General features: G+C 67.5%; 13 protein-coding genes. 6 read left to right on the top strand and 7 right to left on the bottom strand.

Going from position 1 to position 16,100, the window contains the following annotated elements; all coding sequences use genetic code 11:
• Window positions 1-196: 196 nt before the first annotated feature.
• A complete protein-coding gene (gene mdtD, locus HMPREF2581_RS16265; RefSeq protein WP_003084717.1) occupies window positions 197-1,630 on the top strand; it encodes a multidrug transporter subunit MdtD in 1,434 nt (477 codons plus the stop codon).
• Window positions 1,631-1,732: 102 nt separating this feature from the next.
• Here the strand turns inward: mdtD and HMPREF2581_RS16260 are convergent, their stop codons facing one another.
• Both HMPREF2581_RS16260 and HMPREF2581_RS16255 read right to left on the bottom strand, forming a co-directional pair.
• Window positions 1,733-2,257, bottom strand: a complete 525-nt coding sequence (locus HMPREF2581_RS16260) for a retropepsin-like aspartic peptidase RloA3 (RefSeq protein WP_003113272.1) — start codon at window positions 2,255-2,257, stop codon at window positions 1,733-1,735.
• Between the two features lie 150 nt (window positions 2,258-2,407).
• On the bottom strand, window positions 2,408-2,617 hold the full coding sequence (locus HMPREF2581_RS16255; RefSeq protein WP_003084710.1) for a cold-shock protein: 210 nt from the start codon (window positions 2,615-2,617) through the stop codon (window positions 2,408-2,410).
• 347 nt (window positions 2,618-2,964) lie between these two features.
• On the opposite strand from HMPREF2581_RS16255, the gene dbpA reads away from it, so the two are divergent.
• Window positions 2,965-4,341: an ATP-dependent RNA helicase DbpA gene (dbpA, locus tag HMPREF2581_RS16250; RefSeq protein WP_003084703.1), complete on the top strand. Its 1,377-nt coding sequence runs from the start codon at window positions 2,965-2,967 to the stop codon at window positions 4,339-4,341.
• Window positions 4,342-4,602: 261 nt separating this feature from the next.
• Window positions 4,603-6,804, top strand: coding sequence for a YccS family putative transporter (gene yccS, locus HMPREF2581_RS16245; protein ID WP_003084700.1), 2,202 nt, complete (start codon window positions 4,603-4,605; stop codon window positions 6,802-6,804).
• Here the strand turns inward: yccS and HMPREF2581_RS16240 are convergent.
• The 3 genes from HMPREF2581_RS16240 to HMPREF2581_RS16230 all read right to left on the bottom strand — a co-directional run bounded on the left by HMPREF2581_RS16240 (window position 6,801) and on the right by HMPREF2581_RS16230 (window position 9,762).
• Window positions 6,801-7,532 carry a substrate-binding periplasmic protein gene (locus tag HMPREF2581_RS16240; protein WP_011666536.1) on the bottom strand — a complete coding sequence of 244 codons (732 nt, stop codon included), beginning with the start codon at window positions 7,530-7,532 and terminating at the stop codon, window positions 6,801-6,803. The two genes, yccS and HMPREF2581_RS16240, sit on opposite strands and share 4 nt — an antisense overlap.
• Window positions 7,533-7,639: 107 nt before the next feature.
• Window positions 7,640-8,434 carry a slipin family protein gene (locus HMPREF2581_RS16235; protein WP_003084693.1) on the bottom strand — a complete coding sequence of 265 codons (795 nt, stop codon included), beginning with the start codon at window positions 8,432-8,434 and terminating at the stop codon, window positions 7,640-7,642.
• On the bottom strand, window positions 8,431-9,762 hold the full coding sequence (locus HMPREF2581_RS16230) for an NfeD family protein (protein ID WP_004365143.1): 1,332 nt from the start codon (window positions 9,760-9,762) through the stop codon (window positions 8,431-8,433). Before HMPREF2581_RS16230 ends, HMPREF2581_RS16235 begins: the two co-directional genes overlap by 4 nt.
• Window positions 9,763-10,141: 379 nt before the next feature.
• Between HMPREF2581_RS16230 and HMPREF2581_RS16225 the strand changes: the two genes are divergently transcribed.
• Window positions 10,142-11,764: an inorganic phosphate transporter gene (locus tag HMPREF2581_RS16225; RefSeq protein ID WP_003117914.1), complete on the top strand. Its 1,623-nt coding sequence runs from the start codon at window positions 10,142-10,144 to the stop codon at window positions 11,762-11,764.
• A 42-nt stretch (window positions 11,765-11,806) separates the two neighbouring features.
• Here the strand turns inward: HMPREF2581_RS16225 and HMPREF2581_RS16220 are convergent, their stop codons facing one another.
• Together HMPREF2581_RS16220 and HMPREF2581_RS16215 are read right to left on the bottom strand one after the other, a co-directional pair.
• A complete protein-coding gene (locus HMPREF2581_RS16220) occupies window positions 11,807-12,211 on the bottom strand; it encodes an acyl-CoA thioesterase (RefSeq protein WP_003084686.1) in 405 nt (134 codons plus the stop codon).
• A gap of 151 nt (window positions 12,212-12,362) precedes the next feature.
• Window positions 12,363-13,271, bottom strand: a complete 909-nt coding sequence (locus tag HMPREF2581_RS16215) for a LysR family transcriptional regulator (RefSeq protein WP_003109731.1) — start codon at window positions 13,269-13,271, stop codon at window positions 12,363-12,365.
• 220 nt (window positions 13,272-13,491) lie between these two features.
• On the opposite strand from HMPREF2581_RS16215, the gene HMPREF2581_RS16210 reads away from it, so the two are divergent.
• Window positions 13,492-14,673: an acyl-CoA dehydrogenase gene (locus tag HMPREF2581_RS16210; protein WP_003084682.1), complete on the top strand. Its 1,182-nt coding sequence runs from the start codon at window positions 13,492-13,494 to the stop codon at window positions 14,671-14,673.
• A gap of 119 nt (window positions 14,674-14,792) precedes the next feature.
• Window positions 14,793-16,016 carry a CaiB/BaiF CoA transferase family protein gene (locus HMPREF2581_RS16205; protein ID WP_003084679.1) on the top strand — a complete coding sequence of 408 codons (1,224 nt, stop codon included), beginning with the start codon at window positions 14,793-14,795 and terminating at the stop codon, window positions 16,014-16,016.
• Window positions 16,017-16,100: the final 84 nt, after the last annotated feature.

The following is a 16,100-nucleotide window of genomic DNA, read 5'->3' as shown; positions in this document are numbered from 1 at the left end:
GGGTGACTCTTGAGTACTAGCACAGCAGCCGGCGAGCGCCAGCGCTTCGGCTTGACCCAGGACAATGAAAGGCGACCGCTCTGGCTCGCGACTTCCGCCGCAATGCCCGCTGTTCGCCCCGATCCGGTCGCCGGCCGTCCCATCGCGGCGAGAACTTCTCTATGCTTGGGCCCTGTCCGCCCGAGGGAGCCCGTCCATGAGCGAGCCGTTCCAGCTCACCCCCCGCATCGCCCGCCAACTGCCCTGGCTGGTCGCCGTCGCCTTCTTCATGCAAGCCCTCGACGGCACCATCCTCAACACCGCGCTGCCGAGCATGGCCAGTTCGCTGAACGAAAACCCGCTGCGCATGCAGGCGGTGGTGATCGCCTACCTGCTCACGGTGGCCCTGCTGATACCGGCCTCGGGGTGGATCGCCGACCGTTTCGGCACGCGCCGGGTGTTCCTCGGCGCGGTACTGCTGTTCAGCCTCGGCTCGTTGCTTTGCGCGCTGTCGCCGAGCCTCGAACTGCTGGTCGGCGCGCGCATCGTACAGGGCGTCGGCGGCGCGCTGATGATGCCGGTGGGACGGCTGGTGATCCTGCGCGTCTACCCGCGCCAGGACTTGGTGCGAGTGCTCAGCTTCGTCACCATTCCCGGCCTGCTCGGCCCGCTGGCGGGACCGACGCTGGGCGGCTGGCTGGTGGAGTACGCCTCCTGGCACTGGATATTCCTGATCAACCTGCCGGTCGGCCTGCTCGGCTGCCTGGTGGCGATGAAGCTGATGCCGGACCTGCGCAGCCCGGTGCCGAGCCGTTTCGACAGCATCGGCTTCCTGCTCTTCGGCGGCTCCATGGTGCTGATCTCCATCGCCCTGGAAGGACTCGGCGAGCTGCACCTGTCGCACCTGCGCGTGGTCCTGCTGCTGATCGGCGGACTGGTCCTGCTCACCGCCTACTGGCTGCGCGCGCTACGCATCGACAAGCCGCTGTTCCCGCCGAGCCTGTTCAAGGCGCGGACCTTCGCCGTCGGCATCCTCGGCAACCTGTTCGCCCGCCTGGGCAGCGGCGCCCTGCCCTTCCTCACCCCGCTGTTGCTGCAGGTGGGACTGGGCTACCCGCCCTCCACCGCGGGCATGACCATGATCCCGCTGGCGCTGTTCGCGATGGTCGCCAAGCCGATGGCCAAGCCACTGCTGGACTTCTTCGGCTATCGCAAGCTGCTGGTCGGCAACACCCTGATCCTCGGCTGCCTGATCGCCGGCTTCGGCCTAGTCGACCAGGACACCCCCTACGTCTGGCTGCTGCTGCACCTGAGCCTGCTCGGCGCGGTGAACTCCCTGCAATTCACGGCGATGAACACCCTCACCCTGATCGACCTGCAGGACAGCAACGCCAGCAGCGGCAACAGCCTGATGTCGGTGGTCGTGCAATTGTCGATCAGCCTTGGCGTGGCTTGCGCGGCGGCGTTGCTGGGCGGTTTCCAGACCGACCTGGATACGGGGCAGGACACCGTACTCGGCGCCTTCCACGCCACCTATGTCAGCGTCGGCCTGATGTCGATGCTGGCCGCAGCGATCTTCTTCCAGCTCGGCAGCGAGGACGGCCGCACCAGCCCGCGCCGGGTCGATCCGGAAAAGGACCCGGACCTCTAGCCGGGCTCGCGAGGACGAGGCGCGCCCGCGCAACCTGTGGATGACGGCGCTGATCGTGCTGCCCCGGCTGGCGCTGGCCGCCGGACTGCCGCGCGGGTTCTTCTACTGAGCGGCGAGCGCGCTGCAGGTAGGTTTGCGGGTAAAGGTTCGGGACACGTCGACCGCGCCGAGGTGTTCGAGCGTGCGGCGGCCGAGCAGCACCGGATAGTTCATGTTGCCGCGGTCGCGCAGGGAGAACTGCTCGCGCAGCAGCTTGGCGCCCAGGCAGATGTCCATCGCCACCACCGGACGGCTGTCGCTGCCACCGGCGCCGCGCACCTTGATCAGCCGCAGCACCTTGCGCTCGAAGGTCACGCTGACCGGCGCCTTGCTGTCGGCGGTGGGCAGCACGACATCGAAGCGCACCCAGCGCTCGCCGTCCTTCTTGTAGCGATGGATATTCCTCGCGTCCAGCGACGAGGTCAGCGCGCCGGTATCCAGCTTGGCCTTGGCCTGCATGCGCTCGGGCATCAGCCAGGACTGCTCGATCCAGCCCCAGTGCTCGGTGGCGGCATGGCAGGACGCGGAAGAGAACGACAGCGACAACAGCGCGGCGAAGGCCAGACGACGGGATTGCACAGGCTTCATCGAAACGACTCCGAACGGGACCGGGCCACTCTGGGCGGGAACTCGTCAAGACAGGGTGAACGGCAGGCGAAGACAGTGTGACGGTTTTCTCCGGGCAATAAAAAACCCGGATGCTTCCATCCGGGTTCTTCGGGCTGGGGCCCAGGGATCTTAGTTGATCACCTGAACGCGCTCGGCCTGCATGCCTTTCTGGCCTTGTACGACTTCGAAGCTGACCTTCTGGCCTTCGGCCAGGGTCTTGAAGCCGTTACCTTCGATGGCACGGAAGTGAACGAAAACGTCCGGGCCGCTTTCCGGGGTAATGAAGCCGTAGCCTTTGGTTTCGTTGAACCACTTAACGGTGCCGTTCTGACGGGACATTGCAAGTTCTCCTTGGAACTATGGGTATTGATTTAGCCACGAAATCGTAGCCGGTAACTGAGTTGCAAGGAGTTACAAGGAGTCGAGCAGGACGGGCTGGAATTTCCGACCGCATCAGGTCACGATCGACGGCGACCCATGCAAACACAGTGTCAGCACTCTACGACAAAAAACTGAGGAAAGCGAACCTGTATAAAAATACAGAAACGCGCTTTTTTCGTTTTTCGGACGAACGGTACTGGCCAAAGATACATTGCCTGTCGCTGCTGCTCCGGCGGCGATCACACGCGGCAAGCCGCCGCAGGCTGCTAGACTAGCCGCTCGTATCGCCTGCCGAGCCCTGCCCCGTGACCTCCACCGCTTTCTCCTCGCTGCCGCTTTCCGCGGACCTCCTGGCCAATCTCGACTCCCTCGGTTACCGGGAGATGACGCCGATCCAGGCGCAGAGCCTGCCGCTGATCCTCCAGGGCCACGACCTGATCGCCCAGGCCAAGACCGGCAGCGGCAAGACCGCGGCTTTCGGCCTCGCCCTGCTCAGCCCGCTGAACCCGCGCTACTTCGGCTGCCAGGCGCTGGTGCTGTGCCCGACCCGCGAACTGGCCGACCAGGTCGCCAAGGAGATCCGCCGGCTGGCCCGCGCCGCCGACAACATCAAGGTCCTGACCCTCTGCGGCGGCGTCCCCTACGGCCCGCAGGTGGCTTCGCTGGAGCACGGCGCGCACGTGGTGGTCGGCACCCCGGGGCGCATCCAGGAGCACCTGCGCAAGGGCACCCTGGTCCTCGACGGGCTCAATACCCTGGTCCTCGACGAAGCCGACCGGATGCTCGACATGGGCTTCTACGACAGCATCGCCGAGATCATCGGCCAGCTCCCCGAGCGCCGGCAGACCCTGCTGTTCTCCGCCACCTACCCGGACGGCATCGAGAAGCTGGCGAAGACCTTCATGCGCGATCCGCGACAGGTGAAGGTCGAGTCGCTGCACGCCGACAGCCAGATCGAGCAGCGCTTCTTCGAGATCGATCCGAAGCAGCGCATGGACGCCGTGGTACGCCTGCTCCAGCATTTCCGGCCGCAGTCCTGCGTGGCCTTCTGCCAGACCCGCCAGCAGTGCCAGGAGCTGGCCGACGCACTGAAGGCGCAGCGGATTTCCGCCCTGGCCCTGCACGGCGACCTGGAGCAGCGCGAGCGCGACCAGGTCCTGACGGTGTTCGCCAACCGCAGTTGCAACGTACTGGTGGCCACCGACGTGGCCGCCCGCGGGCTGGACATCGCCGCCCTGGAAACGGTGATCAACGTCGAGCTGGCGCGCGACCCGGAGGTCCACATCCATCGCATCGGACGCAGCGGTCGCGCCGGCGAGAAAGGCCTGGCCCTGTCGCTGGTGGCGCCGGCCGAGGCCAGCCGTGCGCAGGCCATCGAGGACCTGCAGAAGCAGCCGCTGGCCTGGTACGCCCTCGGCCAGTTGAAGGCCAGCCCGGAGCCATTGCTGCCGCCGATGAGCACCCTGTGCATCGCCGGCGGACGCAAGGACAAGGTGCGCCCCGGCGACCTGCTCGGTGCCCTCACCGGCGACGCCGGGCTGCCCGGCAGCGCGGTGGGCAAGATCGCCATCTTCGACTTCCAGGCCTTCGTCGCCATCGAGCGCGGCCTCGCCCACCAGGCCCTCAAGCGCCTGAGCGAAGGCAAGATCAAGGGGCGCTCGTTCAAGGTCCGCCTGCTGTAGCGCGCCGCCGCTTCGCTCGCCGGGCTCGCTCCGGCGCGCGATATCGCCGCCGGGTAACTTCCGGCGCGGCGACGACGTCTTAGCGTTCGCAGGCACGAAGCCTGCATCCGCCAGATGCCCGGCTCGACCGAGTTGCCCACGGCAGCGTTTCCTGCGACTGCGGCGGGCAGCGGACTTCCAGTCGCGCGAAATCGGCCGATTGAATTAGCCGGACAGGCCACATAGGCTGAACCACGGACCATCGGATAGCACTCCGCCCCCATGCCGCCCTCTTCGCTGACACACACGCTCCGCCGCCTCTGGGCCCTCGACAAGTTCGCCTACAGCCTGCGGGTGTTCATCGCCTTGGCCGGCGCCCTGCTGCTGTGCTGGTGGCAGGACCGCATCGAGCTGCTGATCCCGCTGTTCCTCGGGATCATCGCCAGCGCCCTGGCGGAGACCGACGACAACTGGCTCGGCCGCCTGCAAGCGCTGCTGGTGACCCTGCTGTGCTTCAGCGTCGCCGCCTTCGCCGTCGAGTTGCTGTTCCCCTATCCCTGGCTGTTCGTTTCCGGGATGGCGCTGTCGGCGTTCGGCATGATCCTCCTCGGCGCCCTCGGCGAGCGCTATGCGGCGATCGCCTCGGCGACCCTGATCCTCTCGATCTACACCATGATCGGCGTGGACCAGCGCGGCGGTGAGGTCGCCGATGTCTGGCACGAACCGCTGCTGCTGGTGGCCGGGGCGGCCTGGTACGGGCTGCTCTCGGTGCTGTGGAACGCGCTGTTCTCCAACCAGCCGGTGCAGCAGAGTCTTTCCCGCCTGTATTTCGAGCTGGGCGAATACCTGAGGATCAAGTCGAGCCTGTTCGAACCGTTGCGCCAGCTCGACGTGGAGGGCCAGCGCCTCGCCCTGGCACGGCAGAACGGCAAGGTGGTGGTGGCGCTGAACCAGGCCAAGGAGACCATTCTCAACCGCCTCGGCCATGGCCGGCCGGGCCCCAAGGTGAGCCGCTACCTGAAGCTCTATTTCATCGCCCAGGACGTCCACGAGCGCGCCAGTTCCTCGCACTACCCGTACAACCGGCTGGCCGAGGCGTTCTTCCACAGCGACGTGCTGTTCCGCTGCCAGCGCCTGCTCAACCAGCAGGGCAAGGCCTGCCAGGCCCTGGCGCGGGCTATCCGCCTGCGCCAGCCGTTCGACTACGCCGACCGCGAGCTGGCCCTGGAAGACCTCCAGGCCTCGCTCGAACACCTGCGCCAGCAGAGCAACCCGGCCTGGAAGGGCCTGCTTCGCTCGCTCGGCGCCCTGGCCGCCAACCTCACCACGCTGGACCGCAAGCTGGCCGGGGCGAGCAACCCGGACGCCATCGCCGACGAACAGGACAGCGCCCTGCTCGACCGCTCGCCGCGCAGCCTGAAGGATGCCTTCGAGCGCCTGCGCCAGCAGCTCACCCCGACCTCGCTGCTGTTCCGCCACGGCCTGCGCATGGCCCTGGCGCTGACCGCCGGCTACGGCGTGCTGCACTGGATCCATCCGACCCAGGGCTACTGGATACTGCTCACCACGGTGTTCGTCTGCCAGCCCAACTATGGCGCGACCCGCCTGCGCCTGGTGCAGCGGATCCTCGGTACGGTGGTCGGCCTGGTGGTCGGCTGGGCGCTGATCGACCTGTTCCCCAGCCCGCTGGTGCAGTCGCTGTTCGCGGTCGCCGCCGGGGTCGCCTTCTTCGCCACCCGCAGCAGTCGCTATACCCTGGCGACGGCGGCGATCACCCTGCTGGTGCTGTTCTGCTTCAACCAGGTCGGCGATGGCTACGGGCTGATCCTGCCCCGCCTGTTCGATACCTTGCTGGGCAGCCTGATCGCCGGCCTCGCGGTGTTCCTGGTGCTGCCCGATTGGCAGGGCCGCCGGCTCAACCGCATGCTCGCCAACACCCTCGCCTGCAACAGCCGTTACCTGCGGCAGATCATGCAGCAGTACGCCACCGGCAAGCGCGACGACCTCGACTACCGCACCGCCCGGCGCAACGCGCACAACGCCGACGCAGCGCTGTCGACCACCCTGTCGAACATGCTCCTGGAGCCCGGCCACTTCAGGAAGGACGCCGAGATCGGCTTCCGCTTCCTGGTCCTCTCGCACACCCTGCTCAGCTATCTATCCGGTCTCGGCGCGCACCGCGAAAGCCTGCCCGAGGACGCCAGCGACGGCCTCCTGGAGCGCGCCGCCGAGCGGCTCTCCGCCAGCCTCGAGGAAATCGCCGCGAGCCTGGAACAGAAACGCCCGGTCGCCATCTACAGCGAAGAGGAGGAAGCGCTGGCCAAGGAACTGGAGCAGATGCCCGAGGACATGGACGACAGCCATCGCCTGGTACAGACCCAACTGGCGCACATCTGCCGCCAGCTCGCCCCGCTGCGCACCCTGGCCGCGCACTTGCTGAAGAAGGAACTGGCCGGCGCGCAGCCGCTGCCAGGCCAGCCTTAGCGCGCGCCGTAGCGCTCCAGCAGGCGCTGGTAGCTGCCGTCGTCGCGCATTCCGCGGATGGCCAGGTCGAAGCCTTCGACGATCTCGTCATGCCGGGGATTCCTCAGGCTCACCAGCAGGTGCAGGCCGTTCTCGCCAAGCGGGGTGGGCAGTACCTCCAGCTTGTCGCGCAAATCGGCCAGTTCGCCCTTGAAGGCGACCCCCAGCGCCAGCTCGTCCTCCACCGCCAGGTCGACCCGCCCCGCCTCGAGCATCCGCGCGGCGTTGGCGAAGCTGGTCACGTTGACCTTCTGCAGACGGCTGTCACGGTCGAATTCGGGCGCGTAGGCATAGTCGCGCACGACCGCGATGCGGTAGGGACGCAGGTCGCTCAGGCGGGAAAACTCGATACCCCGCCCCTTGCGTTGCAGCAGGCGAATGCGGTTGCTCAGGTAGGCGCGGGAAAACTGCCCGTAGAGGCTGCGGGCGGGCTCGTACCAGGCGCTCAGGGCGATGTCGTAGTCACCGCTGCGCACGCCGTGCAGGGCACGCGACCAGGGTACCTGCTGGAAGCTCGAGTCGAAGCCGGCGCGCTTGAGCGCGGTGGTCACCAGTTCCACCGCCAGGCCGTTGCCAGGCAGGCGCGAATCGACGAAAGGCGGCCAGGAGTCGCCGACCAGGCGCAGGTTGGCGGCAGGCAGCGCGCAAGGGAGGAGCAATGTCAGCAGCAGGAGTGCGCATCGCAGCATGAAGGAGCGTCCCGGGAGTGGATCGCCACAGCATAGCCATCCCGACCCCGGGCACGCATGTCCCCGTGTCGCGGCTCGATGATATTTCCATCACAAACCGCGCGCTTTCACCTCTCCTCGTCCTCTCCGGCGGCCTTTTCGTTTCGCGGCGCGGCACCTGCGTACTTGCCGCCGAAGAGTTCGATCGGCATCGGGAAGACGATGGTCGAACTCTTGTCGCCGGCGATCGCGCCGAGGGTCTGCATGTAGCGCAACTGCATGGCGCCACTCTGCCGGCCGAGCATCTGCGCCGCCTGCATGAGTTTCTCCGAGGCTTGCAGCTCGCCCTCGGCATGGATCACCTTGGCCCTGCGCTCACGCTCCGCCTCGGCCTGCCGGGCGATGGCGCGGACCATCGATTCGTTGAGATCGACGTGCTTGATTTCCACATTCGCCACCTTGATGCCCCAGGCGTCGGTCTGCGCATCGAGCACCTGCTGGATATCCAGGTTCAGGCGCTCGCGCTCGGCGAGCATCTCGTCCAATTCGTGCTTGCCCAGCACCGCGCGCAGGGTGGTCTGCGCCAATTGGCTGGTGGCGGCCAGGTAGTTCTCCACCTGGATGATCGCCTTCTGCGGATCGAGCACGCGGAAGTACACCACCGCGTTGACCTTCACCGAAACGTTGTCGCGGGAAATCACATCCTGCGGCGGCACGTCGAGGACGATGGTGCGCAGGTCGATGCGCACCATCTGCTGGATCGCCGGGATCACCAGCACCAGCCCCGGCCCCTTGACCTTCCAGAACCGCCCGAGCTGGAACACCACGCCACGCTCGTACTCGCGGAGGATGCGCAGCGCGCTGAACAGCAGCAGCGCGAGGAACACCAGCAACATCGCCAAACCATAGGAAATACCCATCATCCACCTCCTTCATCGGCCAGCGCGACTTCCAGGAGCAGGCCCTTGCGCGCCAGCACCCAGACCGGCTGGCCCACCGCCAGCGGCCGCGCGGCGAGCACCCGCCAGCGCTCGCCCTGGAGCAGCACCCAGCCTGCGCAGGGTTGTTCGGAATCCACCGCCGCCACCGTCGCCAGGCTGCCGACCAATCCGGCGGTGCCACTTACCACCGCTTGCCGGCGAGTACGCAGGGCCATGCCCAGCAGACCGACGATCAGCGCGGCGCTGAGCAACGCCAGGGCCACCACCAGGCCGGGCGGAATGCCGTAGCCGGGCACCTCGGTATCGATCAGGATCAGCGCGCCGACCACGAACGAGACGATTCCGCCGATGCCGAGCACGCCGAAGCTGGCGACGAACGCCTCGCCCACCATGAACGCCAGGCCCAGCGCGATCAGCGCCAGCCCGGCGTAGTTGAGCGGCAGCATCTGCAGGGCGTACAGGCCGAGCAGCAGGCAGATGCCGCCGAGCACGCCGGGCAGCGCCATGCCGGGATTGGCCAGTTCGAAGATCAGCCCGTAGATGCCGATCATCATCAGGATCAGCGCCACGCTGGGATCGGTGAGCACCGCCAGCAACCGCGCGCGCCAGTCCGGTGCCTGGCGCTCGACCGTGGCGCCGGCGGTAGCCAGGGTCAGCGCGCGCTCGCCGACGCGCAGGCTGCGGCCGTCGAGCTGGCGCAGCAGGTCGGGCAGGTCGCGGGCCTGCAGGTCGATCACCCTCTGCGCCGCCGCCTCGTGCGCCGCCAGGCTGACCGCCTCGCGCACCGCGCGCTCGGCCCACTCGACGTTGCGCCCGCGCAGTTGCGCGAGGCCACGGATATAGGCGGCGGCGTCGTTGACCTGCTTGCGCGCCATGGGTTCGGCGTCCCGCGCCGGGGGCTTCTCTGCGGGCTTGTCCGGCGTCCCCAGGCGCACCGGGGTGGCAGCGCCGAGGTTGGTGCCCGGCGCCATCGCCGCGATATGGCAGGCATACAGGATGTAGGTGCCGGCGCTCGCCGCCCGCGCCCCGCTGGGCGCGACGAAACCGGCGACCGGCACCTGGCTGGCGAGGATCGCCTTGACGATGCGCCGCATCGATGCGTCCAGGCCGCCGGGCGTGTCCAGTTCCAGCACCACCAGTTGCGCGCCGTCCTCGGCGGCACGCTCGATGCCGCGCACCAGGTAATCGGCGCTGGCCGGGCCGATCGCACCATCCACCGAGAGCACCCGAACCGGTCCGGAGGCCGCGAGACAGGCCGGGCCGGCGAAGCACAGCAACAGCGCCAGCGCGAGCCGGCACGGCATCCGCATATCGACCTCCCCGACCGCCCGGCCGGGCCACCCCGGGACGAAGGCGCTCGTCCCGCGCACCGGGCCGGCAAGCGACCGGCCCCGCCGCGCACTTCTCAGTCTAGTCCAGTGGCTCTCGCCTTCCCCGCGCGTGTCCGGATCGGCAAATCCCTCAACATGCCAACTTTTTAGCGACGAAATGATGGCACTCGCCACAGGAATTCATTAATCTTCGCGGCCGCAGCGGGCAGGCCGCCTGGCGCCCGACCCCATCCGGCTTCCGGCGGCCTCCCGCGGCCCTTGTCCTTTCTTCGCCAGACGAAGCCGGTATGCGCAAGACATAACTTGTCACAATCGCCTGCCCATCATGTGCCGGTCATCCCCAGCGCGGACCCGCACCATGACCTCCGATGTCCTTCCCGCCGACGCCGTCGCCAGTGCCGCCGGCAACGCGCACAAGCCCCATCTCGAGCAGCGTCCCGGCCGCCTCACCGCCCTCGTATTCTTCGCCGTGCTCGCCACCGGACTGCTGTTCAGCGCCTACAGCCTGATGCAGGACGTCGATGACGTCGGTTCCACGATCACCACCTGGACGCCCTTCCTGCTGCTCGGCGTGGCCCTGCTGATCGCCCTCGGCTTCGAGTTCGTCAACGGCTTCCACGACACCGCCAACGCGGTGGCCACGGTGATCTACACCCACTCGCTGCCGCCGCACTTCGCGGTGGTCTGGTCGGGTTGCTTCAACTTTCTCGGCGTATTGCTCTCCAGCGGCGCGGTGGCCTTCGGCATCATCGCCCTGCTGCCGGTGGAACTGATCCTGCAGGTCGGTTCCTCGGCCGGCTTCGCCATGGTCTTCGCCCTGCTGATCGCCGCCATCCTGTGGAACCTCGGGACCTGGTGGCTGGGCCTGCCGGCGTCGTCCTCGCACACCCTGATCGGCTCGATCATCGGCGTCGGCGTGGCCAACGCGCTGATGCACGGGCGCGATGGCACCAGCGGGGTGGACTGGGGCCAGGCGACCAAGGTCGGCTACTCCCTGCTGCTCTCGCCGCTGATCGGCTTCGCCTGCGCCGCCCTGTTGCTCCTGGCGCTGCGCCTGCTGGTGAAGAACCGCGCGCTGTACAAGGCGCCGAAGGGCAAGGCGCCGCCGCCCTGGTGGATCCGCGGCCTGCTGATCCTGACCTGTACCGGAGTGTCCTTCGCCCACGGCTCCAACGACGGACAAAAAGGCATGGGCCTGATCATGCTGATCCTGGTCGGCACCCTGCCGATGGCCTACGCCCTGAACCGCACCATGCCGGCGGACCAGGCGGTGCAGTTCGCCGCCGTCGCCGAGGTCACCCAGCAAGCGCTGGTGAAGAGCGCGCCGCAACCGGCGCCGGCCGATCCGCGCCAGGTACTCTCCGACTACGTGCGCAGCAAGCAGGCATCGCCTGAGCTGATCCCGGCGCTGGCCGCCCTGACCGGCTCGATCGGCCAGGAAGTGAAAGGCTATGGCGCGTTCTCGCGGGTACCGGCGGAAGCCATGGGCAACGTGCGCAACGACATGTACCTGACCTCCGAGGCGATCCGCCTGATGGACAAGGACGGCGTCGGCCGCTTCGACGCCGACACCCGCGGCAAATTGCAGGCGTTCAAGCAGAAGATCGACGACGCCACCAAGTTCATCCCGCTATGGGTGAAGATCGCCGTGGCCATCGCCCTCGGCCTGGGCACCATGGTCGGCTGGAAACGCATCGTGGTGACGGTCGGCGAGAAGATCGGCAAGACCCACCTGACCTACGCCCAGGGCGCCTCGGCGGAAACCGTGGCGATGCTGACCATTGGCGCGGCGGACCTGTATGGCTTGCCGGTCTCCACCACCCATGTGCTGTCTTCCGGGGTGGCCGGGACCATGGCGGCGAACGGTTCGGGGCTACAGTGGAAGACCATCCGCAACCTGCTGATGGCCTGGGTGCTGACGCTGCCGGCGGCGATCCTGCTCTCGGCCTCGCTCTACTGGCTGCTCACCCGGCTGTTCTGAAACACGGCGGCCGGCACGAGTGCCGGCCGCTCGTCGCGCCGCTCAGGGCAGGACTTCGTCTTCCTTGAACTGGTCCTTGATGTAGGTGATCTCGGTCTTGCCGTGGGGCGCCGGCAGGCCGTCCGGGCCGAGGTTGACGAAGACCATCTTGTCGATGGTGAGGATGCTCTTGCGGGTGATCTTGTTGCGCACGTGGCAGGTCATGGTCAGCGAGGTACGACCGAAGTCGGTGGCGGTGATGCCCAGCTCGATGATGTCGCCCTGGCGCGCCGAGCTGACGAAGTTGATCTCGGAAATGTACTTGGTGACCACGCGCTGGTTGCCCAGCTGGATGATCGCGTAGATCGCCGCTTCTTCGTCGATCCAGCGCAGCAGGCTGCCGCCGAACAGGGTGCCGTTGGGGTTGAGATCTTCTGGCTTGACCCACTTGCGGGTGTGGAAATTCATGTGAACTCCTGGTGTGGTGCTCCGCGGCCGCCATCCTGGCCGTCGTGGAGGATGCCCGGCGGTATCGCCGCCGCGGCTCCGCGGGACCCGGCGGATCGGCCCGGTCCCGGGGCGGCGCGTCCTGCCTGCGCCGCCCGATGTTCCTGCGCGTTCAGCCCAGCCCGTTGGCCTCGCGGTACTGCCTGGCCTCTTCCACCAGCCAGTCGCGGAAGGCATTGAGCATCGCCGATTCGACCCTGCGCTCGGGAATGATCAGGTAATACGCATTCTCGCTCAAATAGGCATGTTGCATGGGCACGATAAGCCTTCCGTCGGCCAGCTCGTCCTGGATCAGGAAGGGCGGTATCAGGGCCACGCCCATGCCGTGCATGGCCGCCTGGGCAAGCATGGAGAACAGCTCGTAGCGCGGCCCGCTCATGTCGTGGGCGACGTTCAGTCCCTGGGAGTGAAACCACTGGCGCCAAGCGTAGGGCCGGGTGCTCTGCTGCATCAGCGGCAGCCCGGCGACCTGCTCGGCGCTCAGCGTTCGACGCCCGCCCAGCAGCTCCGGGCTGCACACCGGCACCGGATTCTCGCGCATCAGGAAATGCGAGACGGTACCCGACCAGTCGGCGTCGCCGAAGTACAGCGCGGCGTCGAACTCGGTGTCGGCGAAGAGGAACGGGCGGGTGCGGTTGGTCAGGTTGACCGTGACCTCCGGGTGCAGCCGCTGGAAGCGCTTGAGCCGCGGCAACAGCCATTGGGTGCCGAAGGTCGGCACCACCGCCAGTTCGATCGCGCCGCCGCCCTGGTGCCCCATCACCGCCAGGGTGTCGCGCTCCACCGCGTCGAGGCGTACCGCCACCCGCCGGCTATAGGACAGCCCGGCCTCGGTGAGCTTGACCCCGCGCCGCGAGCGACGGAACAGCTCGACACCGAGGAACTCCTCGAGCGTGGCGATCTGCCGGCAGATCGCGCTCTGGGTCAGGGACAACTCCTCCGCCGCCTTGGTGAAGCTCTCGTGGCGCGCGGCGGATTCGAAGCTGACCAGCGCGGCGGTGGAAGGGATCTTGCGTCGCATGGAGGACTCCGGAGTGCCGGTTTCGCATCTATGACGCCCAGGTCACGATTCCTCGCGCCTCTTCAAGGGCATGAAATACGACACTCATTTTCTCGGAGTGAGAAAATAGCACAAGTGCGTGCGAATTCCTCGTTTGCCGCCCCATTCGCTAGGCTCTTAGGATGCTTCCATTCCGGCTGGCCCACGCCAGCCTCCGCTACCGCTTGACGAGGATGTACGCATGGCCACCAAAGCTAGCTTCAACTGGGAAGATCCCCTGCTGCTGGACCAGCAGCTCACCGAAGAAGAGCGCATGGTTCGCGACAGCGCCCAGCAGTTCGCCCAGGACAAGCTGGCCCCGCGCGTGCTCGAAGCCTTCCGCCACGAACAGACCGACCCGAAGATCTTCCGCGAGATGGGCGAGACCGGCCTGCTCGGCGCGACCATTCCCGAAGCCTACGGCGGCAGCGGCCTCAACTACGTCTGCTATGGCCTGATCGCTCGCGAAGTCGAGCGCGTCGACTCCGGCTATCGCTCGATGATGAGCGTGCAGTCCTCGCTGGTGATGGTGCCAATCCATGAATTCGGCAACGAAGCCACCCGGCAGAAGTACCTGCCCAAGCTGGCCAGCGGCGAATACATCGGCTGCTTCGGCCTGACCGAGCCGAACCACGGTTCCGACCCGGGCTCGATGGTCACCCGGGCGAAGAAGGTCGACGGCGGCTATCGCCTGAGCGGCAGCAAGATGTGGATCACCAACAGCCCGATCGCCGACGTCTTCGTGGTCTGGGCCAAGGACGACGAAGGGCAGATCCGCGGTTTCGTCCTCGAGAAGGGCTGGGAAGGCCTGAGCGCCCCGGCGATCCATGGCAAGGTCGGCCTGCGCGCCTCGATCACCGGCGAGATCGTGATGGACAACGTGTTCGTTCCGGAAGAGAACGCCTTCCCCGAGGTGCGCGGCCTGCGCGGTCCGTTCACCTGCCTGAACTCGGCGCGCTACGGCATCTCCTGGGGCGCCCTGGGCGCCGCCGAATTCTGCTGGCACACCGCCCGCCAGTACGTGCTCGACCGCCAGCAGTTCGGCCGCCCGCTGGCCGCCAACCAACTGATCCAGAAGAAGCTGGCCGACATGCAGACCGAGATCACCCTGGCCCTGCAAGGCTGCCTGCGCCTGGGGCGGATGAAGGACGAAGGCACCGCGGCGGTGGAAATCACCTCGATCATGAAGCGCAACAGCTGCGGCAAGGCCCTCGACATCGCCCGCCTGGCCCGCGACATGCTGGGCGGCAACGGCATCTCCGACGAGTTCGGCATCGCCCGCCACCTGGTCAACCTGGAAGTGGTGAACACCTACGAGGGCACCCACGATGTCCACGCGCTGATCCTCGGCCGCGCGCAGACCGGCATCCAGGCATTCTTCTGAGCCACCGAGCAACACCCCGGCGCGCTTTTTCACGGTAGCGCGCCGGCCGCCGGGGAGACGGGCAAGGAACCCGTCTTCCCGGCCATTTCCGTTTCCAGCCCCCAGCAGCGAGAACCGTCATGCCCGGCGCCCTTTCCCATATCCGCGTACTCGACCTGTCCCGTGTCCTGGCCGGCCCTTGGGCCGGGCAGATTCTCGCCGACCTCGGCGCCGAGGTGATCAAGATCGAGCGCCCCGGCAGCGGCGACGACACCCGCGCCTGGGGCCCGCCGTTCCTCAAGGATGCCGAAGGCAACGACACCAGCGAGGCGGCCTACTACCTGTCGGCCAACCGCAACAAGAAGTCGGTGACGGTGGACTTCACCCAGCCGGAAGGCCAGCGCATCGTTCGCGAATTGGCGGCCAAGGCCGACATCCTGCTGGAGAACTTCAAGGTCGGCGGGCTCAAGGCCTATGGCCTCGACTATGAATCGCTGAAGCAGGTCAACCCGAAGCTGATCTACTGTTCGATCACCGGCTTCGGCCAGTCCGGCCCCTATGCCAAGCGCGCCGGCTATGACTTCATGATCCAGGGCCTGGGCGGCCTGATGAGCCTCACCGGGCGCGCCGACAACGAGGAAGGCGCCGGTCCGGTGAAGGTCGGCGTGGCGCTGACCGATATCCTCACCGGGCTGTACTCCTCCACCGCGGTGCTCGCCGCCCTCGCCCACCGCGACGTCAGCGGCATCGGCCAGCACATCGACATGGCCCTGCTCGACGTGCAGGTCGCCTGCCTGGCCAACCAGACCCTCAACTACCTGACCACCGGCGTGCCGCCGCGGCGCCTGGGCAACGCACACCCGAACATCGTGCCGTACCAGGACTTCCCCACCGCCGACGGCGACATGATCCTCACGGTCGGCAACGACAGCCAGTTCCGCAAGTTCGCCGAGCTGGCAGACCACCCGGAATGGGCCGACGACCCGCGCTTCGCCACCAACAAGGCGCGGGTGGCCAACCGCGAGGTGCTGATCCCGCTGATCCGCCAGGCCACGGTGCTGCACACCACCGCCGAGTGGATTCTTTCCCTGGAGCGCGCCGGCGTGCCCTGCGGGCCGATCAACGACCTGGCGCAAGTGTTCGCCGACCCGCAGGTGCAGGCCCGCGGCCTGCGCGTGGAGCTACCGCACCCGCTGGCCGGGACGGTTCCGCAGGTAGCCAGCCCGATCCGCCTGTCCGAGACGCCGGTGGAATACCGCAACCCGCCGCCCACCCTCGGCCAGCACACCGACGAGGTCCTCGAGACGCTCCTCGGCCTGGACGCGGCCGCGCTGGAAAGGCTGCGCGACGGCAAGGTGATCTGAGCCCCGCGCGCCGCCCCAGCGACGCCTCGGCGGACAACGCCCCACCGTACCCCGCGCAGAACCGCGACGTAGGGCGCATAACCG

Source organism: Pseudomonas sp. HMSC057H01, assembly GCF_001836405.1.
Lineage (GTDB): Bacteria > Pseudomonadota > Gammaproteobacteria > Pseudomonadales > Pseudomonadaceae > Pseudomonas > Pseudomonas aeruginosa.
Note: the sequence above shows the minus strand (reverse complement) of the source record. Positions and strands in the feature narration are given on the sequence as shown.